Source organism: Streptomyces sp. NPDC097129, from assembly GCF_055668065.1.
Genome location: NZ_JBVOQE010000007.1, coordinates 292615 through 318407, shown reverse-complemented (window position 1 = coordinate 318407; position 25793 = coordinate 292615). Strand labels below are relative to the sequence as shown.

Annotated in this window: 21 protein-coding genes; 10 read left to right on the top strand and 11 right to left on the bottom strand. The window is 73.6% G+C overall.

Features of this window, described 5'->3' with window-relative positions; all coding sequences use genetic code 11:
- Nucleotides 1-25: 25 nt before the first annotated feature.
- The 3 genes from AC0B9F_RS22115 to AC0B9F_RS22105 form a co-directional block, all read right to left on the bottom strand.
- Nucleotides 26-2701, bottom strand: a complete 2676-nt coding sequence (locus AC0B9F_RS22115) for a DUF5682 family protein (protein ID WP_472005125.1) — start codon at nucleotides 2699-2701, stop codon at nucleotides 26-28.
- 72 nt (nucleotides 2702-2773) lie between these two features.
- A complete protein-coding gene (locus AC0B9F_RS22110) occupies nucleotides 2774-2911 on the bottom strand; it encodes a hypothetical protein (RefSeq protein WP_472005123.1) in 138 nt (45 codons plus the stop codon).
- Nucleotides 2908-4131: an ATP-binding protein gene (locus AC0B9F_RS22105; RefSeq protein ID WP_472005332.1), complete on the bottom strand. Its 1224-nt coding sequence runs from the start codon at nucleotides 4129-4131 to the stop codon at nucleotides 2908-2910. The genes AC0B9F_RS22110 and AC0B9F_RS22105 overlap by 4 nt, the downstream gene beginning before the upstream one ends.
- Nucleotides 4132-4264: 133 nt before the next feature.
- On the opposite strand from AC0B9F_RS22105, the gene AC0B9F_RS22100 reads away from it, so the two are divergent.
- On the top strand, nucleotides 4265-5611 hold the full coding sequence (locus AC0B9F_RS22100; RefSeq protein ID WP_472005120.1) for an SWIM zinc finger family protein: 1347 nt from the start codon (nucleotides 4265-4267) through the stop codon (nucleotides 5609-5611).
- A 254-nt stretch (nucleotides 5612-5865) separates the two neighbouring features.
- The gene (locus AC0B9F_RS22095) at nucleotides 5866-7503 is read left to right on the top strand and encodes a DUF5691 domain-containing protein (protein WP_472005118.1); all 1638 of its coding nucleotides are present in this window, start codon (nucleotides 5866-5868) and stop codon (nucleotides 7501-7503) included.
- Nucleotides 7504-7769: 266 nt separating this feature from the next.
- On the opposite strand, the gene AC0B9F_RS22090 is transcribed toward AC0B9F_RS22095, so the two are convergent.
- Nucleotides 7770-8186, bottom strand: a complete 417-nt coding sequence (locus tag AC0B9F_RS22090) for a cobalamin B12-binding domain-containing protein (protein ID WP_472005114.1) — start codon at nucleotides 8184-8186, stop codon at nucleotides 7770-7772.
- 418 nt (nucleotides 8187-8604) lie between these two features.
- Here AC0B9F_RS22090 and AC0B9F_RS22085 point away from each other — a divergent pair, with 418 nt between their 5' ends.
- Nucleotides 8605-9534, top strand: a complete 930-nt coding sequence (locus AC0B9F_RS22085; RefSeq protein WP_472005112.1) for an esterase/lipase family protein — start codon at nucleotides 8605-8607, stop codon at nucleotides 9532-9534.
- 296 nt (nucleotides 9535-9830) lie between these two features.
- Nucleotides 9831-11402: a M23 family metallopeptidase gene (locus AC0B9F_RS22080; protein ID WP_472005111.1), complete on the top strand. Its 1572-nt coding sequence runs from the start codon at nucleotides 9831-9833 to the stop codon at nucleotides 11400-11402.
- Between the two features lie 39 nt (nucleotides 11403-11441).
- On the opposite strand, the gene pcrA is transcribed toward AC0B9F_RS22080, so the two are convergent.
- The gene (gene pcrA / locus AC0B9F_RS22075) at nucleotides 11442-13925 is read right to left on the bottom strand and encodes a DNA helicase PcrA (protein WP_472005109.1); all 2484 of its coding nucleotides are present in this window, start codon (nucleotides 13923-13925) and stop codon (nucleotides 11442-11444) included.
- A 328-nt stretch (nucleotides 13926-14253) separates the two neighbouring features.
- Between pcrA and AC0B9F_RS22070 the strand changes: the two genes are divergently transcribed.
- Both AC0B9F_RS22070 and AC0B9F_RS22065 read left to right on the top strand, forming a co-directional pair.
- On the top strand, nucleotides 14254-15426 hold the full coding sequence (locus tag AC0B9F_RS22070) for a C40 family peptidase (protein WP_472005107.1): 1173 nt from the start codon (nucleotides 14254-14256) through the stop codon (nucleotides 15424-15426).
- A 201-nt stretch (nucleotides 15427-15627) separates the two neighbouring features.
- The gene (locus AC0B9F_RS22065) at nucleotides 15628-16632 is read left to right on the top strand and encodes a tellurite resistance/C4-dicarboxylate transporter family protein (protein ID WP_472005105.1); all 1005 of its coding nucleotides are present in this window, start codon (nucleotides 15628-15630) and stop codon (nucleotides 16630-16632) included.
- Here AC0B9F_RS22065 and AC0B9F_RS22060 read toward each other — a convergent pair.
- On the bottom strand, nucleotides 16610-16963 hold the full coding sequence (locus AC0B9F_RS22060) for a hypothetical protein (RefSeq protein ID WP_472005103.1): 354 nt from the start codon (nucleotides 16961-16963) through the stop codon (nucleotides 16610-16612). The genes AC0B9F_RS22065 and AC0B9F_RS22060 overlap by 23 nt on opposite strands.
- 371 nt (nucleotides 16964-17334) lie before the next feature.
- Here AC0B9F_RS22060 and AC0B9F_RS22055 point away from each other — a divergent pair, with 371 nt between their 5' ends.
- Nucleotides 17335-18420 carry a C40 family peptidase gene (locus AC0B9F_RS22055; protein ID WP_472005101.1) on the top strand — a complete coding sequence of 362 codons (1086 nt, stop codon included), beginning with the start codon at nucleotides 17335-17337 and terminating at the stop codon, nucleotides 18418-18420.
- Between the two features lie 107 nt (nucleotides 18421-18527).
- Here the strand turns inward: AC0B9F_RS22055 and AC0B9F_RS22050 are convergent, their stop codons facing one another.
- Both AC0B9F_RS22050 and AC0B9F_RS22045 read right to left on the bottom strand, forming a co-directional pair.
- Entirely contained in the window at nucleotides 18528-19241 is a 714-nt protein-coding gene (locus AC0B9F_RS22050) for a LuxR C-terminal-related transcriptional regulator (RefSeq protein ID WP_472005099.1), read from the bottom strand.
- Nucleotides 19238-20530: an ATP-binding protein gene (locus tag AC0B9F_RS22045; RefSeq protein ID WP_472005097.1), complete on the bottom strand. Its 1293-nt coding sequence runs from the start codon at nucleotides 20528-20530 to the stop codon at nucleotides 19238-19240. The genes AC0B9F_RS22050 and AC0B9F_RS22045 overlap by 4 nt, the downstream gene beginning before the upstream one ends.
- A 198-nt stretch (nucleotides 20531-20728) precedes the next feature.
- Here AC0B9F_RS22045 and AC0B9F_RS22040 point away from each other — a divergent pair, with 198 nt between their 5' ends.
- Entirely contained in the window at nucleotides 20729-22099 is a 1371-nt protein-coding gene (locus tag AC0B9F_RS22040) for a PspC domain-containing protein (protein ID WP_472005095.1), read from the top strand.
- Nucleotides 22086-22286, top strand: a complete 201-nt coding sequence (locus AC0B9F_RS22035) for a hypothetical protein (RefSeq protein ID WP_472005093.1) — start codon at nucleotides 22086-22088, stop codon at nucleotides 22284-22286. The genes AC0B9F_RS22040 and AC0B9F_RS22035 overlap by 14 nt, the downstream gene beginning before the upstream one ends.
- A gap of 31 nt (nucleotides 22287-22317) precedes the next feature.
- Here the strand turns inward: AC0B9F_RS22035 and AC0B9F_RS22030 are convergent, their stop codons facing one another.
- The 3 genes from AC0B9F_RS22030 to AC0B9F_RS22020 form a co-directional block, all read right to left on the bottom strand.
- Nucleotides 22318-22842: a DoxX family protein gene (locus AC0B9F_RS22030; RefSeq protein ID WP_472005091.1), complete on the bottom strand. Its 525-nt coding sequence runs from the start codon at nucleotides 22840-22842 to the stop codon at nucleotides 22318-22320.
- 103 nt (nucleotides 22843-22945) lie between these two features.
- Nucleotides 22946-24223, bottom strand: a complete 1278-nt coding sequence (locus AC0B9F_RS22025) for a hypothetical protein (protein WP_472005089.1) — start codon at nucleotides 24221-24223, stop codon at nucleotides 22946-22948.
- Nucleotides 24224-24403: 180 nt separating this feature from the next.
- A complete protein-coding gene (locus tag AC0B9F_RS22020; protein ID WP_472005088.1) occupies nucleotides 24404-25198 on the bottom strand; it encodes a class II aldolase/adducin family protein in 795 nt (264 codons plus the stop codon).
- Between the two features lie 115 nt (nucleotides 25199-25313).
- On the opposite strand from AC0B9F_RS22020, the gene AC0B9F_RS22015 reads away from it, so the two are divergent.
- Entirely contained in the window at nucleotides 25314-25787 is a 474-nt protein-coding gene (locus AC0B9F_RS22015; RefSeq protein WP_472005087.1) for a pyridoxamine 5'-phosphate oxidase family protein, read from the top strand.
- Nucleotides 25788-25793: the final 6 nt, after the last annotated feature.

Here is a 25793-nt window from a genome sequence, read left to right as displayed (position 1 = left end):
GCGACGCGTTCCGTGCGGTCCGTGGTCATGCGCTCGCCTCCGCGAGGTCGTTGATGCCTGACGTCCCCCGGTCGCCGTACAGGCCCAGCAGCAGCCGCACCACGGGGAGCACCGCGTCCGCCCGCTCGGCGTCCAGGCCGGGCCCGAAGCCGGGCACGCCCTCGGCGCCGGCGGTGGCCCCGCTCCCCCGGTCCTGCGGCCCGCGCCGCACCAGCTCGCCGAGCGTTCTTCTCACCCCCGGCTCGTACGCCGAGAACGTCCTCCGCAGCAGGGGCAGCACGTCCGTGAACGCTTCCGCGGGCACCCCGGTCAGCCAGCCGTCCACCAGAGCGAGCAGCCGCTCGTCGTGCAGGAGCAGCAGCCCGCCGCCCCCGCCGCCGACGAAGCCCTCGATCCACGCGGCCGCGTCGGCCGGCGGCGTCCCCGGCGACAGGGCGAGCCCCATCAGCCGGGCCGCCTCGTCCTGGCCCAGCGCGCCGTCGTCCAGCCGCAGCCGCACCGCCCGCCCACGGATCACACCGGGCACGGTGTCCCGCCCCGACAGCACCCCCAGCACGCCCTGCCAGCGGACGCGCAGGCCACGGCGACCGTCGGCCGGGAGCGGGGGCGGGGGCGCGACCGGGGCCGAGGCGGGGGCGGGGTCGGGGGTCTGCGGGGTGCCCGAGGTGGCCGGTGCGGCATGGCTGGCGCGGGGAGTCGGGGCCGTCGCGTCGGCCTCGGTTCCCGCGGTGGCCGTCGTCGCCCCCGTGTCGCCGAGCAGAGCCACCGCCGTGTGCACCGCGTCCACATGGCGCCGCATCTGGGCGGCGGCGTCCGGGTCGAGCGCGGCGCAGGCCGGGGGCAGGCCGACGAAGATCCGCTCGGCGAGTCCCGCGGCGACCTCCGCGAGCGCGGCGGTGTCCGTGCCGCGCACGTCCCCGTAGCGCAGGGAACGGACCAGGGCGGGCAGGGCCTGCGCCAGATGCCCGACGTCCGTGTCCAGCGCGGCCCGGTCGGCGAGGACCCGCATCACGGTGGGCAGCGCGTCACCGAGCCCCGCCAGCAGGCACTGCTCGGCCAGCGCGGTGACCTCCGCCAGGGCCTGCGCGGCGAGCGCGTCCGCCTCGGCCTTGCCGGTGGCCGCGGCGAGCACGGTCGTCCCCCACACCCCGGCCTCGGCGACCCGCACGGGCAGCTCCGGCTCCCAACGCAGCCTCCAGGTCTCCCGGAACGTGCCCGTACTGCCCCGCGAGGCGACCGGCTCGCCCCAGGTGATCCGCAGCAGCCGGAGCCGGTGCAGCAGCCGGCTGCGCTCGCTGTCGGTGTCCTTGCGCAGGTCGAGCTCCAGCTCCCGCTCCGCCGCCTCCGGCTTGAGCCGCAGCCTGCGCTGCGAGCGCTCGAGGTCGCGCTGCAACGGCACCGCCGGCGCCGTCCGCGGCACCTCTCCCAGCACGTCCCCCACGACGAGCCGGTCCCGCACCAGCGCCAGCGGCACGTCCGAGCCCTCGCACATCACGGCCCGCACGGCGTCGGTCGTCTCGCTCAGCCCCGCCAGCGGGCGCCCGCGCACCGCCGCCAGCGTCTCGGCGAGCCGCACCGCCTCGATGACGTGCGCGGAGGAGACGATGCGGTCCTCCTCCCGCAACAGCCCGGCCACCTTGGTCATCCACCGCTCGACGGGCCTGTCCGGCGCGCCGAACAGATGCCCGTACCACCCCGGCGAGTCGATTCCGGCGCCGTATCCGCCGGCCCGGGCGAGCCTGCGATACGTCCACGGCACCCACGTCAGGTCGGTCTTGACCTTCGGCAGCCCCTTGAGCAGCGCCTTGTCGGCCGCGACCGTCGTGCGCCGCCGCAGCGCCGGCACATGCCAGGCGCCGCACACCACGGCGACGTCGTCACCGAACTCCTTGTGCGCCGAACGCAGTTGGAGCCGCATCTGAGCCTCGCGCACGAGGTCCCGGTCGTGTCCCCCGCTGCCGTAGGTCTCCCGCAGCGCCGCCATCGCCTCCTCGAGCGCGGTGAACGGCGCGAACGGGTCCCGCCGCCCCGGCCCGCGGTGCTCGACGACGTCCTCCCACCAGCGCTCCGGATCGTCGTACCCGGCGACCTCGGCGAGCACGGCGAGCGGATCGAGCCGCACTCCGGCCGCCGGCCCACCCCGCTCCGGCCCACCCCCCTCCGGCCCATCCGGCACAGACCCGCCCCCCTCGGATCCGCCGGGCACGGCCTCGTCGCCGCCACCGTCCTGGTCTCCGCGCTCGCCGCCGCCCCGGTCCGCGCCGCCGTCCGTTCCCTCCGCTCCCTCTTGCCCCTCCTCCCCCTCAGGCCGGCCGGGCAGCCTCCCTTCGCTCTCGTCCCGATCCCAGGCCAGCGAGTGGGCGGCGGGCAGGTCGATGAAGCGGGCGGGGACGTCGTGGGCCAGGGCCCAGCGGATCGCGACCCACTCCGGGGAGAACTCGGCGAACGGCCAGAACGCCGAGCGGCCGGGTTCGTCCACCGCGTGGGCCAGCAGCGCGACGGGCGGCCGCATGTCCGCGTCGGCGGCCAGCGGAACGAGGGCGTCGGCCTCGGGCGGTCCCTCGACCAGCACCGCCCGCGGCCGCGCCGCGTCCAGCGCCGCCCGCACCGCGCGGGCCGAGCCGGGCCCGTGGTGCCGCACCCCGAGCAGCAGCGGCCCCGGGCCCGGCCACCTCCGCCGGGTGACCTCACCGTCCGTCATCGCATCCCCCTCACCTGCACGGCACATGTCCTCACCTGCGCGACCACCACGGGTCGTCGTCTCCGCGCGCCCTTACAGCGCCGTCTCCGGCACGCACACCTGTCCCTGGGAGCCGCCGTCGCGTCCGGCCCCACCGCTCCCGGAGGAACCGCCGGTCCCCTCGCGTCCCGCGGAGCGGCCCCACCCGAGGTCGTCGTCGCCACGCGTCACGCGCTCACCTCCCGGCAGGCCCGGTAGAAGTCGGTCCAGCCGTCGCGCTCGCGGACCACCGCCTCCAGGTACTCCTGCCACACCACCCGGTCGGCGGCCGGGTCACGGACCACGGCGCCGAGGATGCCCGCGGCGACGTCGCCGGCCCGCAGCACGCCGTCGCCGAAGTGGGCGGCCAGCGCGAGCCCGCCCGTGACGACGGAGATCGCCTCGGCCGTCGAGAGCGTGCCGCTGGGCGACTTGACCTTCGTGCGCCCGTCGGCCGTGACGCCGTCGCGCAGTTCACGGAAGACGGTGACGACGCGGCGGATCTCGTCGATGCCGTCGGGCGCGGCCGGCAGGTCGAGCGAGCGGCCGATCTGGTCGACGCGCCGGGAGACGATGTCCACCTCGGCCTCGACGCTCTCCGGCAGCGGCAGCACGACCGTGTTGAAGCGGCGGCGCAGCGCGCTGGAGAGGTCGTTGACCCCCCGGTCGCGGTCGTTGGCCGTGGCGATCAGGTTGAAGCCGCGGACCGCCTGGACCTCCTGGCCCAGCTCCGGTATCGGCAGGGTCTTCTCCGACAGGATCGTGATCAGCGTGTCCTGCACGTCCGCCGGGATACGGGTGAGTTCCTCGACGCGGGCGGTCATGCCCTCGGCCATGGCGCGCATGACGGGGCTGGGCACGAGGGCGTCGCGGCTGGGGCCGTTCGCGAGCAGTTGCGCGTAGTTCCAGCCGTAGCGGATGGCCTCCTCCGGCGTGCCGGCGGTGCCCTGCACGAGCAGGGTGGAGTCGCCGCTGACGGCCGCCGCGAGATGCTCGGACACCCAGGTCTTGGCCGTGCCGGGCACGCCGAGCAGGAGCAGGGCACGGTCGGTGGCGAGCGTGGTGACGGCGACCTCGACGATACGGCGCGGCCCCACGTACTTCGGCGTGATCACCGTGCCGTCGGGCAGGGCGCCGCCGAGCAGGTAGGTCGCGACCGCCCACGGGGACAGCTTCCAGCGCGGCGGGCGCGGACGGTCGTCCTGCGCCGCGAGCGCGGCGAGTTCGTGCGCGAAGGCGTCCTCGGCGTGCGCCCGCAGGACGTCGGCCGCTCGCGCCTCGCCCGGTCGTGCCACGGTCGGGTGCGCAGCGGTCGGTCCCGTCTCGTCCGCTTCCTTCGCTTCCTTCGCTTCTGCCGCTTCTTCTGCTTCTTCCGCTTCGTCGGATGTCGGTTGATCCACGGTCACAGACATGGCGAAGTCCCCCTCCAGCTGGGCCGGTCGGTGATCTGGCATCCACCGTGCACCACCCCACTGACAACGCGTCCCGACCTGCGCAAACGCGCTCGCAGGCCCGATTGTCAGTGGGGGGACCTACCGTCGAGACATGACTGAGCAGGGGGTGCGCTGGAGTGCGGACCAGGTGCTGGCACTGGCACCTGACGCCGCGTCGCGCACAGCGGGTAGCAAGCTCGGCGTGGCCGGGCCGTGGGCCGAGGCGGGCAGTTCCGGCGAGGGGACGATGTGGGGGCTGTGCAGGGGAAGCGGCAGTACGCCGTACCGGACGGTGGTGGATCTCGCGGACGCCTCCGGGCCCGCGTATTCCTGCAGTTGCCCGAGCCGGAAGTTCCCGTGCAAGCACGCGCTCGGGTTGTTGCTGCTGTGGTCGGGCGGCGAGGACGCGGTGGTCCGGGCGGAGCCGCCGGCGTGGGTGGCGCAATGGATGGAGGGGAGACGGGAGCGGGCAGCGGCGGAGGGGACGGCGGGGCCCGCGGCGCCCTCCGCCGATCCGGAGGCGGCCCGGCGGCGGGCCGCACGCCGGGCCGAGCGGATCACCGCCGGCGCCACGGAGCTGGAGCGGCGTCTGGCGGACCTGCTGCGCTCGGGTCTGGCCACGGCCGAGCAGGCGGGGTACGGGATGTGGGAGGAGACAGCGGCCCGCATGGTCGACGCACAGGCGCCCGGGCTGGCCGCACGGGTACGGGAGTTGGGCGCGATACCGGGTTCCGGTCCGGGCTGGCCGGTGCGGCTGCTGGAGGAGTGCGCGCTGGTGCACCTCCTCGACCAGGGCTGGCTGCACCGCGAGCGGCTCCCGGAGGGCCTGGCGGCGACGGTCCGCTCCCGCGTCGGCCTGCCCACGGCGCCGGAGGGACCGCCGGTGCGCGACCAGTGGCTGGTCCTCGCGCAGTACGACACGGGGGACGCGAAGCTGACGACCCGCCGGATCTGGCTGCACGGCGTCGCCACCGACCGTACGGCGCTGCTGCTGTCGTACGGCGCTGCCGGCCGCGCCCCGGAGCCGGCCCTGCCGGTAGGCCTGGCCCTGGACGCGGAGGTGTCCGCCTATCCGGGTGATGGTCGGCACCGGGTGGCGCTGGGCGAGCAGTTCGGCCCACCGGCCCGGACGGCCGTACGGCCCAAGGGGGTGACGACCGCGCAGGCGACCACCCGTTACGGCGAGGCTCTGCGGGACGATCCGTGGCTGGAGTCCGTCCCGGTGACGCTGGAGTCGGTGATACCGGCGCCCGGCGGGGACACGTGGCAGCTCGCGGACGCCGACGGTGACGGCGCGCTGCCGCTCGTCCCGGCCGCGGCGGCCCGCCCCGGTCTGTGGCGGCTGGTGGCCCTCTCGGGCGGCAACCCCGTGACGGTCTTCGGCGAGTGCGGGCACCGCGGCTTCAGCCCACTCACCGCGTGGCCCCAGGGTCCCGGTGACGCCGTGTCCCTGCACTGAGCAGGCCCCGGCCGTGCGCCCAAGGGCCCGAAGGACCGAAGGACCGAAGGCTCGAAGGCCCAAGTGGCACACCCGCCCCGCCGCCAGCCCCCGTCCGGCATCCCGGCATCCCGACAACCCGGCTACCCCGGCAGCCCCGGCAACCCCGGCAACCCCGGCAACCCCGGCAACCTGAGACGCCCACACGGGTGAGTCCTCCTCCGTTCCTCATCCGTTCCTGATCCGTTCCGGTGCCTTCGCCCGAAAGGACGCACATGAACACGACCCCCTCTCCGGCGGCCCGGCCGGCCCAGTCGGCCCGGCCCGCGTCCGGTGCCTGGGAGGACCTGGTCACCGCGGCGCTGCTCGGTACGGACCGGCGCACACCGCCGACGCCGGCCGGCGGCAGCGAGGCCCCGGTGGCCCTGCTGGACGCGGCGGCCGAGGCCACCGTGCGCCGCCGTGCCGGGCTGCGGCCCGCCCCAGCCGCGCCCCGTCCCGTTCCCGCCCCGGCCGACCCGCGGCCCCCGCTGCCCGCTGCGGCGGCGCGCAGACTCGGGACGCTGCTGGCCGACCGCCCCGGCACGGGCACCGGCCGCAGAGGCACGACACCGGATCTGATGGAGCTGCTGCCGCAGTGGCTCGCCGCGGCGAACGCCCGGGGCTGGGCGCCGCCGCCCCAGGCGCTACCCGCGCTGCTCGACGCGGCCCGCGGCCGGACGGATCTGCGGCCGGCGGTACTGGAGTTCGCCGGGCCGCGCGCGCTGTGGCTGGCCCGGCTCAACCCGGACTGGAGGTTCGCTCTGCGGGCGGTGCCCGGCGGCGGCACGGCACTGCCGCAGCCGGGCCGGCAGGAGGAGATCGAGCGGCTGTGGCAGGAGGGACTGTTCGCCGAGCGGGTAGCCCTGCTGTCCGCGCTGCGCGCCCGCGACCCCGAGGCGGGCCGCGCGCTGCTGGCGGCGACCTGGGCCAGTGAGCGTGCCGAGGACCGGTTGATGTTCCTCGACTCGCTGCGGACGGGTCTCGGCCCGGACGACGAGCCGTTCCTGGAACAGGCGCTCGCCGACCGCAGCCGCAACGTGCGTTCCACGGCGGCGGAGCTGCTGTCGGCGCTGCCGATGTCGGCGCTGGCCGCCCGGATGGCGGTGCGTGCCGCCGCCTGCGTGGCCCTGGACCGCACCCGCGAGACGCCGACGATCGTCGTGGAAGCGCCCCATGAGTGTGACCCGGGCATGGAGCGCGACGGTGTCCAGTCCGCGGCTCCGACCGGGCGGGGTGAACGGTCGTGGTGGTTGGGTCAGTTGGTGGAGGCCACGCCGCTCGGCATCTGGTCCGGGCGGCTCTGCGGGCGGACACCGACGGAGATCGTGGCGCTGCCGGTCGCCGACGACTGGCAGGGCGAACTGCACGCGGCCTGGTGCCGGGCGGCGGTCCGGCAACGGGACGGCGGCTGGGCGCGGGCTCTGCTCGGCGAGCCGTCGGCGCCCGAGGCGGGCGGTCCGGGCGCGGTCTCCCTCGCCGAGCGGGCCAAGCTGCTCGCCACGCTCCGGCCCGCCGAACGGGCCGAGTGGGTCGCCGGGTTCATCGCGGCGCACGGTCTGTCCGAGGCGTTTCAGCTGCTCGGGTTGTGTGCGGTGCCGTGGGCGGCGCCGCTGGGGCGCGCGGTGGTCGACGCACTGAACATCGCGCGGGACGCGGGGAGTTACCCATGGAGTTTCAGCGGTGTGATGGGGCTGGCCGAGCGCTGCCTGGATCCCGCGGAGGCCGGGCGGCTCGACGGGCTGCTCGCGGTGCCGGACGAACCGGAGGACGCGTCGCCGGGGGCCGGGGGCTACTGGGCGGAGGCGTTCCAGCGGCTGATGACGACGCTGCGGCTACGGGCGGCGATGCTGCGGGAGCTGGAAGCGCTGTGACCGGGACGGCGGCGGGCTGCGACGGCCGGGACGCCGGCGACCGCACACGCCCCGGCCGACCGGAACGCCATCCGCCCCCTGGCCTGCCGCACCACCACGCGAGCGCCCCACGCCGACGGCGCACCCCGGGCACCGGTCGGTCACGGCACACCTCACGCACCGCCGGCCCACGACGCACCCCACGCACCGCCGGCCCACGACGACCCCCACGCACCGCCGGCCCCCGGCGGCCCACCCCCGTGGGCCCCGGCCGACCGCGTCGCGTCTCAGGCCTCGGCAGGCTGCCGTACGTTCGCGCGTACCCAGTCCACGATGGACTGCGTCGTCGCGCCCGGGGTGAAGATCTCCGCGACGCCCTTCTCCTTCAGTGGCGGGATGTCGCCCTCCGGGATGATCCCGCCGCCGAAGACCAGGATGTCCTCGGCGTCGCGCTGCTTGAGCAGGTCGATCACCGCTGCGAAGAGCGTGTTGTGCGCACCGGAGAGGATGGACAGCCCGATCGCGTCGGCGTCCTCCTGGATCGCGGTGTCGACGATCTGCTCCGGGGTCTGGTGGAGCCCGGTGTAGATCACCTCCATGCCCGCGTCGCGCAGCGCACGCGCGATGACCTTGGCCCCGCGATCGTGGCCGTCGAGCCCCGGCTTCGCCACCACGACGCGGATCGGACCGGCTGCCACACCCATCACTGCCTCCATGAAGCGACTGCATCCATCCCTGCCGACAAGGACTGCGGTACCCACACCGGCCGGGAAAGTGAACGAACGTTATCGCCAGCATCCCGCAAGCAACCGTTTCGCGGAGGGCAGCGAGGGGGAAATCACACAGTGGGACACGTTCATCGCGCAGGGTTCCCGGAATCCGCGAGCCATGCGCCGGACACTTCCGGGGCACTCGTACCCCAGAAGGAACACGCGCCACGGGAGCCGCTACGAGGTCGCCGTGTCACCGCGTCGCAGGCCACGCGACGCGAGCGCACGGCGTATCGACACAGGAGCACATCGCAGACGCCGCAGGACGCGCCGTCGACGGCCTCGGCCCCGGCTTCCCACGAGGGCACAGGGGAGACAGAGAAGTCCCCCAGGTGCCGACAGGAGGTCGGCCATGACGGTCACCAGGGTCCTCTATCCCTTTCTCCCCCTCTGTCAGCGCCTCCTGCCGAGCAGGCTGGCCGGGCTCTCGGCGGCCCTGCTGAAGGCGACCGCCCTGGAGTTCGCGATCCTCACGGGCCACCTCCTGCTGTACCCCTCCGGCATCGTCCAGGAGCGCCGCAGCCGCCCCCTGCCGGCGCCGCCCGCCCGCGGACGCGGCGCCGGCACCGCCATCAAGCCCGGGCTCACCGACGAGGTGGCCACGGACAGCCCCGACCCGGCCCGCCTGCCGACTCCCGACCATCCGCCCGTGGTGCTGCTGCACGGCTTCATCGACAACCGGTCCGTGTTCGTGCTGCTGCGCCGCAATCTCGCCCAGCACGGCAGGCAGCGCGTCGAGTCGCTGAACTACTCGCCGCTGACCTGCGACATCCGCATCGCGGCCGAACTGCTCGGGCGGCACATCGAGGAGATATGCGAGCGCACGGGCAGTGAGCGGGTGGATGTGGTCGGGCACAGCCTCGGCGGCCTGATCGCGCGGTACTACGTGCAGCGACTGGGCGGCGACCACCGGGTGCGCACGCTGGTCACGCTGGGTACACCGCATTCCGGCACCCGGGTGGCGCCGCTGGCCAACGCCCATCCGATCGTGCGCCAGATGCGGCCCGGCTCGCCGGTGCTGGAGGAGCTGGCTCAGCCGGCGCCCGGCTGCCGTACGCACTTCGTGAGCTTCTGGAGCGATCTGGACCATCTGATGGACCCGCTGGAGACCGCCTGCGTCGACCACCCCGACCTGCTGGCGCACAACGTCCGGGTGACGGGGATCGGCCATCTGGCCCTGCCGGTTCACCCGGCCGTGGCAGCCGGCATACGCCAGGCCCTCGACGCGGAGCTGCCGGGAGTCGACACCGGCACGCACGCGGGCGGCCTGACCGTGGCCTGAGCCTGGCCTGACGTCGCGGGATCGCCGACCGAACCCGGCCCTCCGGTCACCTCCAGTGACCGGACCACCGCGTTCCGGAACGGCCCGGGAGGAGTCGGCAACCCCCTCGACGGTGACCGTCGGTCGAACAGTCGTCGAACGCAGGGCCAAGCCCGCGTCTGGGACGGCCAAAAGACGGCCGAATGCCCGTTTCCTGCGCGCATGAAACCTGACGAAGATTGTCGTGCCCGCGTACTGCCGGGTACAGTCGCCGCACTGCTCTGGCAGCCCCTGTTGTCGAGGCGAAAGAGAAGTTGGTGAACGACCGTCACCCGTCGGGGACCATGACCACCCCGGCTCCGGCTTCCGACGCCCCCTCGGCGCAGTACGCGTCGTACGGCGGGCAGGACGCCCCGTACGGCAACTTCACCACGCCCAACGGGTATGACGCGAGCGGTTATTCCGACGGCGCGCACAGCACCGGCACGTTCGCGACCGACCCGCTCTTCGGCACCCTCCCCGACGACGGCGACGGCGGCTACGACACCGGCCAGTGGGCCACCGGCGGCCACGGGACGGTGCACCAGGACCCGTACGCGGCCCAGCACCACACCGCCTATGACACGGGCGCCTACGACACGGGTGCTTATGACACCGGCGCCTATGACACGACCGCCTGGACGACCGACCACCAGCAGCTGTCGGCCATCCCGCCGCAGGCCACACCCGCCGACGTCTCCGGTCAGTGGGATTCGTCCGCCTGGCTCCACCCCGACCAGTCCACCGCCGACGCCACGCAGCAGTGGGACTGGGGCACGCAGAGCTTCGACACCGGCGTGTACGACGCCACGCAGTGGAACAGCGGCGGCACCGCCGACACGACCGGCGGCTACGAGCACCCGCAGGAAGCTTTCGACCAGCAGGCCACGGCCTCCTTCGAAGAGCACGCCAACGCCAACAACAACGCCAACAACGCCGCCGCCACCGCTGCCTTCGACCAGGTCTCCTACGAGGAACCCGGGCGTGACGAGGGCGAGTCGACCTCCACCGGTGAGCTGCCCGCCGTCGACCCGGCCTCCGCCACGCTGCTGGAGGAGCAGGAGGACGTCGCGCCTCTGCCGTCGTCCCGTGCGGCGGCCCGGGGCGCGTCCGGCTCCCGTCGCCGTACGCCCGCCAAGCGGTCGGCGCTGCTGACCATCGCCGTACCGTCGGCGTGTGTGATGGGTGTCGCCGGGATCGCCGCCGCCTCCGTCAGCGCGCTGAGCGGTGACGACGGCACGGACACCACCGCCTCCGCCTCGGACGCGCACGCGGTGAAACCGTCCGCCGCCAACAACAAGCTGGACACCCAGCTCGCGAGCCTGTCCGCCGGCGCCGACGACTTCGCCGACCGGGCCAGCCGGACGCAGGAGCGCATCGACCTCAAGGCGCAGCAGGAACAGGAACGCAAGAAGGCGGCGCAGGAGGCGGAGCGCAAGGAGCGCATGCGCCCCAAGTTCATGCTGCCGGTCCTCCAGCACGGGCTGAGCGCCTACTTCGGCCAGGCCGGCATCAACTGGATGTCGGTGCACACCGGCATCGACTTCCCCGTCTCGTACGGCACCACCGTGATGGCCGCGACCGACGGCGTCGTACGCACGCAGTGGAACAGCGCCTACGGCAACATGCTGATCCTGACCGCGCCGGACGGCACGGAGACCTGGTACTGCCACCTCTCCAGCTACCGCGTCTCCTCCGGCACGAGCGTCAAGGCCGGACAGCCGATCGCGTACTCCGGCAACTCGGGCAACTCCACCGGGCCGCACCTGCACTTCGAGGTACGGCCGGGCGGCGGCGCGGCGATCAACCCGCTGCCGTGGCTGCGCAGCCACGGCCTCGACCCGACCTGAGCCCGCCCGGGGGCCGAAGCCCCCGGTACGGTCCCGTTGTTACAGCTTCTCCACCGGCGCGTACCGCAGCAGCAGCCGCTTCGGCTTGCCGTCTCCGAAGTCGACGGTCGCCTCGGCCTTGTCGCCGGTGCCCCTGACCTCGACCACACTGCCGAGCCCGAACTGGTCATGGGTGACCCGGTCCCCGACCGCCAGCGAGACCACCGGCTTGTCCCCGGCGCGCCGCGTGGCGAACCCGGACGCGCCGGCGGCCGAGGAACGCGAGCGGGACGACGACAGCGAGGCGGCGATCCCCGAGGCCGGCCCGGAGGAGACGGGCGCGGACCCGCCCGTGCGCTTCCACTCGACGTGCTGCGGCGGAATCTCCTCCAGGAACCGCGACGGCGGGTTGTACGACGGCTGTCCCCACGCGCTGCGCATCGCCGACCGGGTGAGATACAGCCGCTCACGGGCGCGGGTGATGCCGACGTAGGCCAGGCGGCGCTCCTCCTCCAGCTCCTTGGTCTGGCCGAGGGCCCGCATGTGCGGGAAGACGCCGTCCTCCATGCCGGTGAGGAAGACGACCGGGAACTCCAGGCCCTTGGCGGTGTGCAGGGTCATCAGCGTGATGACGCCCGAGCCGTCCTCCTCGTCCGGGATCTGGTCGGAGTCGGCGACCAGGGCGACCTGCTCCAGGAAGTCGGAGAGCCCCACCGGCTCGCCCTCCCCGCGCTCCTGCTCGAACTCCAGGGCCACGGCGGCGAGTTCCTGGAGGTTCTCGATCCGGGTCTCGTCCTGCGGGTCGGTGGAGGCCTGCAACTCGGCGAGGTAGCCGGTGCGTTCGAGGACCGCCTCGAGGACGGTGGCCGGTCCCGCGCCGGACTCCACGATCGTCCGCAGGTCCTCCATCAGCGTGTTGAACCGCTTGACGGCGTTCGTGGAGCGCGCGGCCATGCCGTACGCCTCGTCGACCCGCTTCAGCGCCTGCGGGAAGCTGATCTTCTCGCGCTGGGAGAGGGCGTCGATCATCGCCTCCGCACGGTCGCCGATGCCGCGCTTGGGCACATTGAGGATGCGCCGCAGCGGGACGGAGTCCTCGGGGTTGGCGAGGACGCGCAGGTAGGCGAGGACGTCCCGGACTTCCTTGCGCTCGTAGAAGCGGACGCCGCCGACGACCTTGTAGGGCAGGCCGACGCGGATGAACACCTCTTCGAAGACACGGGACTGCGCGTTGGTGCGGTAGAAGACGGCGACGTCGCCGGCCTTGGTCTCGCCCGCGTCGACCAGACGGTCTATCTCGTCGGCGACGAACTGGGCCTCGTCGTGCTCGGTGTCGGCGACGTAGCCGGCGATGCGGGCGCCCTGGCCGGCGTTGGTCCACAGGTTCTTCGGGCGGCGGGACTCGTTGCGCTCGATGACCGCGTTGGCGGCGGACAGGATGGTCTGCGTGGAGCGGTAGTTCTGCTCCAGCAGGATCGTCGTCGCGTTCGGGTAGTCCTCCTCGAACTGGAGGATGTTGCGGATCGTCGCGCCGCGGAAGGCGTAGATCGACTGGTCGGCGTCGCCCACCACGCACAGTTCGGCGGGCGGCAGGTCGTACTCGCTGGGCGGGGTGTCCTCGTCGTGGTCACCGGTGCCGACCAGCTCACGAACCAGCGCGTACTGGGCGTGGTTGGTGTCCTGGTACTCGTCGACCAGGACGTGCCGGAAGCGGCGGCGGTAGTGCTCGGCGACGTCGGGGAAGGCGCGCAGCAGGTTGACCGTCGTCATGATCAGGTCGTCGAAGTCGAGGGCGTTGGCCTCGCGCAGCCGCGACTGGTACAGGGCGTAGGCCTGGGCGAGGGTCTTCTCGAAGCCGTCGGCGGCCTGGGCGGCGAAGTCCTCCTCGTCGATCAGCTCGTTCTTCAGGTTGCTGATCTTGGCGCTGAAGGACTTCGGCGGGAAGCGCTTGGGGTCGAGCTCCAGGTCGCGGCAGACCAGGGCCATCAGGCGCTTGGAGTCGGCGGCGTCGTAGATCGAGAAGGACGACGTGAAGCCGAGCTTCTTGGACTCCCGGCGCAGGATGCGCACGCACGCGCTGTGGAAGGTCATCACCCACATCGCGTTGGCGCGCGGGCCGACGAGCTGCTCGACGCGCTCCTTCATCTCGCCCGCGGCCTTGTTGGTGAAGGTGATCGCGAGGATCTGGCCCGGGTGGACGTCCCGCTCGGCGAGCAGGTGGGCGATGCGGTGGGTGAGCACGCGGGTCTTGCCGGAGCCGGCGCCGGCGACGATGAGCAGCGGGGAGCCGGAGTGCACGACGGCGGCGCGCTGGTTGTCGTTCAGCCCTTCCAGCAGCGCGGCGGAGTCGAGCACGGGGCGCGGGGCGCCGTCGCGGTAGTACGGGTCCCGGTCCGGCGGGGGCGCGTCGAACTTCCCGCCGAACAGATCGTCCGGAAGCGCTTCCGGAGCGTGATCGTCCTCGGGCGGCGGCGGGGGTCCCTCCGCGTGGGCCCGAGGGGCCTGGAGGTCCGCCAGGAAGCTGTCGTCAAAGAGGCTGCTCATCGCTCTACGAGTCTAGGGCGCCCCACTGACAACCCGGGCCCGTCCGGGAAACATCACACATCACCGTCCATCACCGGCCGGCGACACTACGCGATGGTCACGGAAATGTATCGGGCATATCACGCACCAACCTTCACAGCAGGCACACGAGTTGGCTACGGTGCCGCCCAGGCCGTACGACCTCCACCGGCGAACGTCGCCGGGCCGCGCGGCCTCCGCCCAGTCCGGTGCGCCCGCACAGCGAGCCCTCCCCCAGACCCTTCAGGGGCCTGGGAGGTCCTCCCCCTCGCCGACCCGGTAGGCGGCCGCTTGGAAGGAGTCGCCTCCCTTGGCGTCGCACCGCAAGTCGCGTCCCACGGGGACCCTCGCCGGCATACGGACCCCCGCCCTGGCCACGGCCGCCCTCACCTCCGTGGCCCTCCTGTCCCAGACGGCCGACGCCGTCCCCGCGGACGGCAAGCCCAGCCTCGAGGAGGTCGAGAAGAAGGTCGGCGACCTCTACCGGCAGGCGGAGTCCGCGACCGACAAGTACAACGCGGCCAAGGAGCGCACCGCCAAGCAGCGCACCCGTGTCGACTCCCTGATGGACGACGTCGCCCGGCGCACCGAGAAGCTCAACGAGGCGCGCGACCAGCTGGGCTCCTACGCCGCCGCCCAGTACCGCACGGGCGGCACCTCCCTGCCCGCCACGGCGACCTTCCTGCTCGCCGACTCCCCGCAGCAGTACTTCGACCAGAGCCACCTGATGGACCGGCTGACCAGCCACCAGAAGGAGGCGGTCGACGACTACGTCACCGAGCAGTCGGAGACGATGAGGCAGCGCCGCGAGGCCACCGACGGCCTGCGCACGCTCACCGACTCGCAGAACGATCTGCGCACCGCCAAGGCCACCGTCCAGAAGAAGCTCGCCGACGCGCGTGAGCTGCTGTCGAAGCTGACCGCCGAGGAGAAGGCGCGGCTCGCGGCGATCGAGCGGCACAAGCAGGAGGAGGCCGCGCGCAAGGCGGCGGAGCTGGCCCGGCAGCAGGCGGCCCAGCAGGAACAGCAGGCCGGACAGCACGACGGCGGCGGCTCCCCGACCGGCGGCACGAGCACGGGCACGGGTGCCGGTTCCGGAACCGGCACCGGCGGCACGAGCACCGGCTCGCGGGCCGACATGGCGCTCGCCTTCGCCCGCGCGCAGATCGGCAAGCCGTACGTGTGGGGCGCGACCGGCCCCGGCTCCTACGACTGCTCCGGCCTGACCCAGGCCGCCTGGAAGGCCGCGGGCGTGGACCTGCCGCGCACCACCTACGACCAGGTGAACGCCGGCCCGACCGTCCCGCTGTCCCAGGCCCGGCCGGGCGACCTGGTCTTCTTCTACGGCGACATCAGCCACGTCGGCGTCTACATCGGCGGCGGCATGATGATCCACGCCCCCAAGCCCGGCGCCTATGTGCGCGAGGAGTCCATCTACTACGACGGCGAGTCGGCCATCCACAGCGTCGTCCGCCCGGCCTGACGCCCCACACGCGCGTACCGCCACCCCTGCGCCCGCCCGCCACCCTCCCGCTCCACGCGCCCGTACCGCCACCCCCGCGCCCCACGCGCGCGTACCGCCACCCTCCCGCCCCACGCGCGCGTACGCCCGGCCTGACGGATTGGGGCAGCCGGTGCGCGTGCCCCGTGCCCGGCGCGCGGTGGGGGTTCATAGCATCGGCGCATGTCCGTTTCCTCGCGCCGGCGCGCCTCGTCCGGTTCCCCGTCCCCGTTGCGCGCGTGGTGGTCGCGGCGCACCCCGGCGGCCGGGGCCGCCGTGATGGCGACCGGCATCATCTCGGTCGGGCTGCGCCTGACCGGGTACGAGCTGCTGTCCCGGATCTGGCTGGCCGCGGCCTGCGCCTTCTGGCTGGCTCTGGCCGCCGAGTTCTGCGTACGGCTGCTGACGGACCGGCCCCGGTGGGTGAGCGAGGCGCAGACTCCCGGGGCGCTGACCTCGGTGGCCGCGACGACGGTGCTGGGCGCCGGGTTCGTGCTGCTGGGGTGGACCACGCTCGCCGAGGCGCTGCTGGCCCTGGCGGCGGTGCTGTGGCCGGTGCTGATCGTCACGGTCGTACGGAACTGGCAGCCGCGGATGCCGGGGGCGGTGTTCCTCGCGTGCGTGGCCACGCAGGGGCTCGCCGTGCTGGCCGCCGTCCTCGCGGGCGCCCTGGCGACGGCCTGGCCGGCGCACGCCGCGCTGGTGCTGTTCGGGCTCGGCCTGGTGCTCTACGGCATCGCCCTGACCCGCTTCGATCCACGGCAGGTGCTGGAGGGGCCCGGCGACCACTGGGTGGCGGGCGGCGCGCTGGCGATCTCCGCGCTGGCCGGGGCGAAGCTGCTGACCGCGGACAGCGCGCGGCTGTACCTGTGGAACGACGACGACCGCGGCGTCCTGCGTTTCGCGACCGTCGCGCTGCTGGTGCTGGACCTGGCCTGGTACGTGGTGCTGGTGGTCGCCGAGGTGGCGCGGCCCCGGCTCACGTACGACACGCGCCGCTGGGCCACTGTCTTCCCGCTCGGCATGACGGCGGCGGCGACGCTGTCCGTCGCCGCCGCGGTCGACGTGTCGTGGCTGCTGGACCCGGGTCAGGCGCTGCTGTGGCTCGCGGTGGCCGCGTGGCTGGCCGTGGCCGCGGGCGCCGCCCTCTCGGCCCGGGACGCGCTCAGGTCCACAGCACCGCGATGAAGATGTTCGCCATGGTCAGCAGGCCGACCAGGCCGAACAGGGGCTTGTCCACCTTCTCGTCGTCGCGCTTGACGTAGACCAGGCCGAGGATGACGATCAGCAGCGCCAGCTTCACGCCGATCTTGACGGTGTTGACGGTGTGGTCGTCGGCCTGGTTGAGGCCGACCAGGACGACGCCGGTGACCAGCATCGTCAGCGCGCCGTGCAGCATCGCCGGGACGAACCGGGCGGTGCCCCGGCCCATCGCCTTCATCTGGGTGAGGAAGCCGCCCAGGAGCGAGGCGATGCCGATGATGTGCAGGCCGACGAAGAGATGGATGAGTACGTCCATGGGGCCGGAGCCTAGCCAGCGGCGTTCCGTAGCAGTCCGGCGCCCCTCCCGTGCGGGGATTTCGCCCTTCGGTCGGCGCTCTGTGTGAAGTCGGCGTCACGGGAACGGGATCACGGTCACATACGGTCGCCTCGCGATCCACTCGCGTCATTTCCGTACACACCGTCACCTTCGCGTCACTTACCGGTTTAGCGTCCTCCCCCAGGTGACCGACTCCCACCGCCGTCCGGGCCAGGGACGGCCGTCGGTCATCCCGCCGAAAGAGCCCGGTGGCGCCCCGTTCCCCTGTCGGGACGCCACCGGGCACGCACCCCCGGCGCGGCCGGCACCGAGGCGGCCGCCGGCGTCACAGGAAAGGACGTGCAGTCCCCGTGGCAGCACACCGCAAGCATCGACAGCGCTCGCTCGGCGGCCACACGGCCCGTACGGCGCTCACGGTCGCCCTCGCGGGCGCGGCGACGGCCACGGCGTTCGACGGCACCGGCCAGGCCGCACCGGACCCGACTCCGGCCCAGGTCAAGGCGCAGGTCGACAAGCTGTACCAGGAGGCCGAGGTGGCCACCGAGAAGTACAACGGCGCGAAGGAGGAGGCGGGGGCGGCCGGGCGCCGGCTGAAGGACCTGCAGGACGAGACGGCCCGCAAGCAGCAGCGGCTGAACGAGGCCCGGGACGCCCTAGGGGCCGTCGCCAGCGCGCAGTACCGCAGCGGCGGTCTGGACCCCGCGGTGCAGCTGGCCCTGTCCGACAACCCGGAGCAGTATCTCGAGGGCGCCGCCTTCGCCGAGCGGGCGGGCGACCGGCAGGCGCAGGCCGTCACCCGGGTCCGGGGCGAGCTGCGGGAGATCGAGCAGCTGCGGGGCGCCGCGCGCGTGGAGCTGACCTCGCTGCACTCCCGTCAGGCCGAGCTGAGACAGCAGAAGCAGACCATCACCAGCAAGCTGGACCAGGCCCGCCGGCTGCTGTCCCGGCTGACCGCGAAGGAGCGGCAGCGGATCGCCGCGGACCTGCCCGCCGGCGCCTCCGGCGCGAACCGCGCCTCACGCGCCGCGAGCACCGCGTCGCGCGACGAGCTGACCGCGCCCGGATCGGCGGCCGCGCAGGCGCCCGACGCGCGTGCGGCGGCCGCCGTCGCCTACGCGTACAGCAAGCTGGGCAGCCCGTATGTGTGGGGCGCGACCGGCCCGGACGCCTTCGACTGTTCGGGCCTGGTGCAGGCCGCCTACCGCTCCGCCGGGGTCTCCCTGCCCCGCACGACGTACGCGCAGATCGGCGCCGGCCGCCGCGTCTCCCGCTCCGAACTGCTCCCCGGCGACCTGGTGTTCTTCTACTCCGGTATCAGCCACGTCGGCATGTACGTGGGCAACGGGCAGATGATCCACGCCCCCAACCCGTCGGCCCCGGTGCGTCTCGCCCCCATCGACCAGATGCCGTTCGCGGGGGCGACGCGGGTGGTGTGAGCCCCCGGCCGGCACCTGCCGTCCCGGACCAGGCGGCTGCCGTCCCGGACCAGGCGGCTGCCGTCACGGACCAGGCGCCTACCGTCCCGGACCAGGCGCCTGCCCTCTCAGACCAGGCGGCGGGCCGTGGCCCAGCGGGTCAGCTCATGGCGGTTGGACAGCTGGAGCTTGCGCAGCACCGCCGAGACATGCGACTCGACCGTCTTCACCGAGATGAACAGCTGCTTGGCGATCTCCTTGTACGCGTAGCCGCGGGCGATCAGCCGCAGCACCTCGCGCTCGCGCTGCGTGAGACGGTCCAGGTCCTCGTCGACCGGCGGGGCGTCGGTGGAGGCGAAGGCGTCCAGGACGAACCCGGCCAGGCGCGGGGAGAACACCGCGTCGCCCTCCTGGACGCGGAAGATCGAGTCGACCAGGTCGGTGCCGGTGATGGTCTTGGTGACGTAGCCGCGGGCGCCGCCGCGGATCACGCCGATCACGTCCTCCGCCGCGTCCGACACGGACAGCGCGAGGAAGCGGACGGGCCGCTCGGCATCGGCTGCCAACGGGGCACAGCGGCGCAGCACTTCGACCCCGCCGCCGCCCGGCAGATGCACATCGAGCAGGACCACCTCGGGCCGGGTCGCGGTGATCACCGTGACCGCCTGGTCGACGTCCGCGGCCTCGCCGACGACCTCGACGCCCGTCTCCTCGGTCCGGCCGATCTCGGCCTGCACGCCGGTGCGGAACATGCGGTGGTCGTCGACGAGGACCACGCGCACCCGGCGCTCGCCCGTGCCGCCGGCCTCCGTCGTACCGTTCGCCTCGGTCGGGTCGCTCATGACGTCTTCTCCGCCCTCTCCATCTCCAGCTCGACCTCGGTGCCGCCGCCCGGCACCGCGCGCAGCCGCGCCGTGCCGCCGTTGCGCTCCATCCGGCCGATGATCGACTCTCTCACGCCCATGCGGTCGGCGGGTATCGCGTCGGGGTCGAAGCCGGGGCCCCGGTCCCGCACGGACACGAACACCCTCCTGCCCTCGACTTCGGCGAAGACCTGCACCGGGCCGCCCTCGCCACCGTACTTGGCGGCGTTCACCATCGCTTCCCTCGCGGCCTGCATCTGCGCGGTGGTCCGTTCGTCGAGCGGGCAGTCGCCGACGACGACCACCTCGATGGCCACGCCGTGCTTGTCCTCGACCTCGGCGGCGTTGCGCTTGACCGCCTCGGCGAGGGAGGCCGGCTCGTCGGCCTCGTCCTTGCCGGTGCCCTCCGGCTTGTACAGCCACGTGCGCAGGTCGCGTTCCTGCGCGCGGGCCAGGCGGCGCACCTCGCCCGCGTTGTCGGCGTTGCGCTGGATCAGGGTGAGGGTGTGCAGCACCGAGTCGTGGACGTGGGCGGCGACCTCGGCGCGCTCCTGGGCGCGGATGCGCATCAGGCGCTCCTCGGACAGGTCCTGCGTCATGCGCACCAGATACGGGCCGGCCAGCAGCGTGATGCCGACGAGGACGGCGAGCGCGGCCTGCAGCACCGAGCCGAGGTGGGCGGCGGAGCCCTGCAGGACGAAGATGCCGGACACGCCGGCCGTCACCAGCAGGACACCGCCGACGGCCCGCAGCAGTGACAGGGTGCGCTTGCGGCGGCCCACCTCGACCCAGCGGGCCCGGCGGGCGTTGTCCGCCTGCCGCCACACCAGGGCGACACCGGCGGCGACGAGCACCGCCGGGAGCAGATAGGCCTTGGCGCCGTTGCCGATGTTGACGCTGCTGACGAAGATCAGCGCGACGACGACCATGAGGAGCAGGGCGACGATCTGGCCGCGGTCCGGTCTGCGGGTGACGAGTCTGCGCCGGCCGTCGGGGGAGACCTCGGTACTCACCAGGGACGGCGGCTTCGGCGCGTCGACGCCGCCGACGCCCAGCGGCACGAAGAACCAGAACGCCGCGTACAGCAGGGCGCCCAGGCCGTCCGCCATGAACAGGCCCACGAAGACCAGGCGGACCCAGATCACGGGCAGCCCGAGGTGCCCGGCGAGCCCCCGCGCCACGCCACCCAGCCAGCGTCCGTCGCTGCTGCGGTAGAGCTTGCGCGGCGGCCGCGGTTCGTCGAGGGGCGCTGCTGCGGCTTCCGGCATGCCATCGATGGTCACATGGCGGCCGGGCCGGAGCATCAGGGTCGGCCCCCGAGACGCCCCTGATCTTCGCGCCGGGCCGGTGGGCGGTGAGGGCACCGGGTGTCAGGGGCGACATCGCCGGGTGTCAGGGGCGATATCAGGGTCCGGCCAGGGTCGTCCCGACTGCCGCCGGGCCGGCCCGCCCGTCACCATGGACGCATGACCGATCACCAGCACGCAGCGGACGGGGTGCCCGAGGAGGGTGCCGCGTCCGTCCCGGGCGCGGCGGCGGGGTCCGGGCAGCCGGGCACCGGCACGGCCGACGGCCCGCACCTCTTCCGCCGCGACCGCCGGCACCGGACGATCGCCGGGGTGTGCGCCGGGCTGGGACGGCGGTGCGACATGGACCCGGTGATCTTCCGGATCACGCTCGCGGTGCTGGCCGCGGCGGGCGGCGTCGGTCTGATCTTCTACGGCTTCGTCTGGCTGTTCGTTCCGTACGACGACGAGGACGAGAACGAGGTCCGCAAGCTCCTCACCGGGCGGGTGGACGGGCAGGCGCTCGCGGCCGTGCTGTTCGCGCTGGTCGGCTGCGGGGTGTTCCTGTCGATGCTGCGCAACGGCGGGGTGCTGGCCTTCGCCGTCGTCCTCTCCCTGCTGCTGGCCGGCGCCGGGTACTGGCAGCAGCGGCGGGACCTGCCGGGCCCGGATCCGCTCGCCGCGCAGGCCGTGGCGGACGCGCCGCCGGAGGCCCAGGCGCCGCCGGCCGCGGCGGGCTATCCGTCCTGGTGGCGCGACCCCATCGTCAAGGACGGCACCCATGTCGGCGGCACGGGGTATCTGTGGGGTCCGGGCGACCCCCGTGACCGGGACATCGCGGCGGCCGTCGCCATCAGCCGGGGCGTGCCCGCCGAGCGCACGGCGGCACCGTCGGGCGCGGACCGGCCGGTGGCGCGCGGTCCGCGCTGGATCGGCGGCTGGGTCTTCCTGCTGGCCCTGGCCGCGGGCGGCCTCGGTACGGGGCTGACCTGGCAGGACCATCCGCTCGGCATGAGCCTGCAGGTGGGGCTGGCCGGGGCGCTGACCGTGTTCGGCCTCGGCATCGCCGTCAGCGCGTTCCTCGGGCGTACGGGGGCGGGCTCGGTCTTCTGGTCGATCGTCACGGCGGCGCTGCTCACGGCGTCCGCGGCGCTGCCGCACGACATCGGCACGCAGTGGATCCACACGACATGGCGGCCGGCCGCGATGACGGACGTCCGGCCGAAGTACCACGTCGGCACGGGCGTCGGCACGCTGGACCTGTCCCGGCTCGACGTGCCCCCGGGCCGGACGGTCACCACGCTGGCCGACGTGGGCGTGGGCCGGGTGCGGGTGATCGTGCCGCCGGACGTGAGGGTGAGGGCGGACATCGAAGTGGGGGTGGGCGACATCCGGTTGCCGGGTGACGATGCGAAGGACGTGGACGTGCAGCCGGACCGGCACCAGCAGGTGACTCTGAGACCGGCCGGCGGCGGCACGAACGCCGGTTTGCTGGACCTGGATCTCCAGGTCGGCATCGGCCAGGTGGAGGTGGCCCGTGCTGCGTCATGAGTTCCAGCCCGGCCGGCTGGTCGCCGGCCTCGCCCTCACCGTCGCCGGGATCCTGTACGCGGGTGACGCGGCCGGCCTGTGGCGGATCCCGTGGTTCACCGCGATCCCCCTGGTCGTCGGGGGCCTGTGTCTGGCGGGAGCGGCCGGGGTGGTCACCCACGCGCTGCGCCGCCGCGGCGGGGGCTGACGCGGGGGCCGGCCCGGGGGCCCGGGCTCCCCTACCGGTATCCGCCCTCCCGGCGCCGGCGCCGCAGCATCGCGTCGACCGAGAACAGGGGGGTGCCGGCCAGGACGAGCGGGAGCCAGGCCATCAGGTAGGCCAGGTCGTTGCCGTAGTAGTAGGGGCTGGTCGCCCAGGACACCGTGAGCCACAGGCTCAGGGAGATCAGGGCGCCGCCGAGGGCGGCGAGGCGGCCCAGGAAGCCGAGCAGGACGCCGATGCCGACGGCGAGTTCACCGAGGGCGATGGCGTAGCCGAAGCCCACGGGGCTCTTCAGGGCCAGGTCGACCAGCGCCGGTATGGCCGCCGTGCCGTGTGCGGCGCGCATGGTGTCGCCGATGGAGCCCGCTCCGGAGGCCTGCATGAAGGCGCTGTCCGTGAGCTTGTCGAGACCGGCGTAGATGAAGGTGACGCCGAGGAAGAGGCGCAGCGGGAGCAGGGCGTAGCGGGCGGCGGTCTCCCGCAGGCCGGCGCCACGGTCGAGGTGGGGGATGTGCGTTTCCGTGCGCATGCTGTGAGTCATCATTGCCAGCCGCCTCTCGCCCGCCCGGGTGCCGTCACCCGACGATACGTACGGAAGCGGCGATCGGCTCAATCCCGGCGAAGGGCTCTCGGGCAAGGGCACTTCACTCGGTCACGTCGATCGTGTAGCGGTTGGTCTCCGCGCCCGCCGCGGTGACCACCTGCACCTCGACACGCCCGGGTTCGACGTCCGCCGGGACCGGCACGGTCAGAGCGGTGTCCGTGGGGTTGCTGAAGCCGCCGGTGACCGGGATCAGCGGTACGTGCACATGGACGGCCCCGATGCGGACCGTCATCCGGGACAGCCGGTCGGCGCCCTGCGCGCCGGGCGGGACGAATCCCGCGCCGCGGATCTCGATGTCGTCGCCCTGCCGGATCGGCCCGTCCAGGTCGCCGGCCTCCCGGGCCCGCACGACGGAGAGGATCACGGGCCGGCCGCCCTCGGCGTACTTGCCGGCCACATAGGTCGCCGCCGACACCAGCACCACCACCGCCAGACCCCACGGCAGGTCGGGCAGCCGGTCGGGCCGCCGGGCCAGCCGTACCGCCGCGAACACCAGGGCGACCGCGCTGATCGCGACGTACTGGAGGTCGGTGAAGGCGCCCCGGCCGGAGTCGTCGGTGAGCAGGTCGGCGGCGCGCGGCCGGTCCGCACGGACCTTCTGCAGCCGCTGCCCCAGCACCCGCAGGCCCACCACGCGCCGCACCAGCACGGCGATCCCGCACGCCACGGCGAGCACCGTCACCACGCCCGCGCCCCGGGCGAGCCCGAGGCCGGCGATCAGGGCGTCCCGTTCCCGGTGCCCGGAGGCCGCGGCCAGCCGCCCGGCCAGCACGAGGACGACGTAGGCCACGAACAGCACCCAGCAGGCGGCCACCGCGCGCGAGGTGGACAGCCGGTTGTCCTCGCCGATCACCGGGGCCAGGACGCCACCGCGCGCGCGGTGGAACCAGGCAGCCGCCGTCAGGACACCGGAGACGACCACGGCCGCGAGCAGCCCGGCCGTGCGGGCGGTGCTCCAGCCCGCGCCGATCGCGGTCAGGGACTGCACCAGCAGCAGGGCGACGACCGCCGCCCACACCGTGCCCACGCTGCGGCGCCACAGCCCGGTCAGCCAGGCCTCGCCCTCGGCGCGGCCGCGCTCGGCGACGGCGGCGGCGGACTGGGTGAGTTCCTCGGAGACCCACTGCCGGGACGCCGACGCCGAATGCGCCACGGCCGCCGGCAGCCCCTGCCCGGCGGCGAACTCGTCCCGTCTGCTCAGGAACGCCGCGACCGCGCGCCGATGTCCCTCGCGGGCCCCGTGCGGGCAGTCCCCGCAGGAGCAGCCGCCCTCGTGCGCGGCCGCCGGCGCGCCGCCTCTCGCCTCCTGCACCGCCACGTCGAGCCTGCCTTCCCCACCACGACCCTGTTGACCGGCGGCCTGGGTCGGCCTGCCGGCCGCCGACGGACGACTCCCCCGCGGCGACAGCGCATTGTGCCCTACGCGACACGCTCCGCGGTGCCAGGTCTGGTCAGCAAGGGTGAAACCGCCCTCACCGTGTTGACCCGGCGAGAGGCGTCATTCGAGCAGATCCGGCTCGCTGCGGGTGATGTCCTGCCACATCGGCTGGTAGTTGATCCAGGCGACGAGGTCGCCGCCGAGCTGTTCGCGGGTCGCGGTCGCCAGTTTGTGATCGATGAGGACGGGCCGTCCGGCGGCCCTGGCGGCGAGCTGGACCTGGCAGGACCGCTCCATCGTCACGAACCACCAGGCGGCGGCGTCCACGGAGTCTCCCACGGTCAGCAGCCCGTGGTTGCGCAGCACGAGCGCCTTGTGGGTGTCGAGCGCGGCGGCGATACGACGGCCCTCGTCGGCGTCGACGGCGACGCCGGTGTAGGAGTCGTACAGGGCGTGGTCCTCGTAGAAGGCGCAGCTCTCCTGGGTGAGGGGGTCGATGAGTTCGCCGAGTGCCGCGAGCGCGCGCCCGTGCAGGGAGTGGCAGTGGGCGACGGCGACGACGTCCGGGCGGGCCGCGTGCACCTGGGCGTGGACGGTGAAGGCGGCCTGGTTGACGTGGTAGCGGCCCTCGATCACCTGGCCGTCGGAGTTGGCGAGCACCAGGTCGCCGACGGTGACGTGGCGGAAGGACAGGCCGAAGGGGTTGACCCAGAAGCAGTCGCTGTATTCGGGGTCGCGTGCGGTGATGTGCCCGGAGACGCCGTCCTCGTAGCCGAGCCGGCCGAAGATCCGCAGCGCTCCCGCCAGCCGCTCCTTGCGGTACCGGCGCTCGTCCTCGACGGACCCGTGCTTGGGCGGCATCGCGAACCGCAGCCGGTCGGTGGGCAGGGGTGGGGGCTCAGTGGGCCCGGGCATTCTTCCTCCGGCACTCGGTTGCTGTACGGCGGGAAGTTACCGCCGGTCAGCCAAGGAGAACAGTCCTAGCCGAAATACGACAGAAGATGTCGCCTTTAGATGCCAGACTCGCCGCATGACAACAGACTGGGGTGTCTTCACCACCGCCGAGCCGGATCTCGCCAAGACCGTCGAGGAACGCTTCCGCACGTTCACGCACCACGTCCTCGTCACCCTGCGCAGGGACGGTTCGCCGCGCACCTCCGGGCTGGAGGTCGACTTCCGGCACGGCGAGCTGTGGCTGGGCATGATGCACGGCTCGCTCAAGGCACGCGACCTGCACCGCGACCCGCGTTTCGCGCTCCAGGCGAACCCCGGTGAGGGCACCGCGATGGCCGGCGGAGACGTGCGGATCAGCGGGCGGGCCTACGAGGTGCCGGACGGGCCGCAGAAGTCCGCCTACACGAAAGAGGTGGAACCGCCGCAGCCGTTCCACCTCTTCCGTGCCGAGCTGACCGAGGTCGTGCGGACCTACGTCGAGGACGAGAAGTACCTCGTCGTCCAGGTCTGGAAGCCCGGTGAGCCCGTGCGCACGATCAAGCGCGCGTAGGCGCTG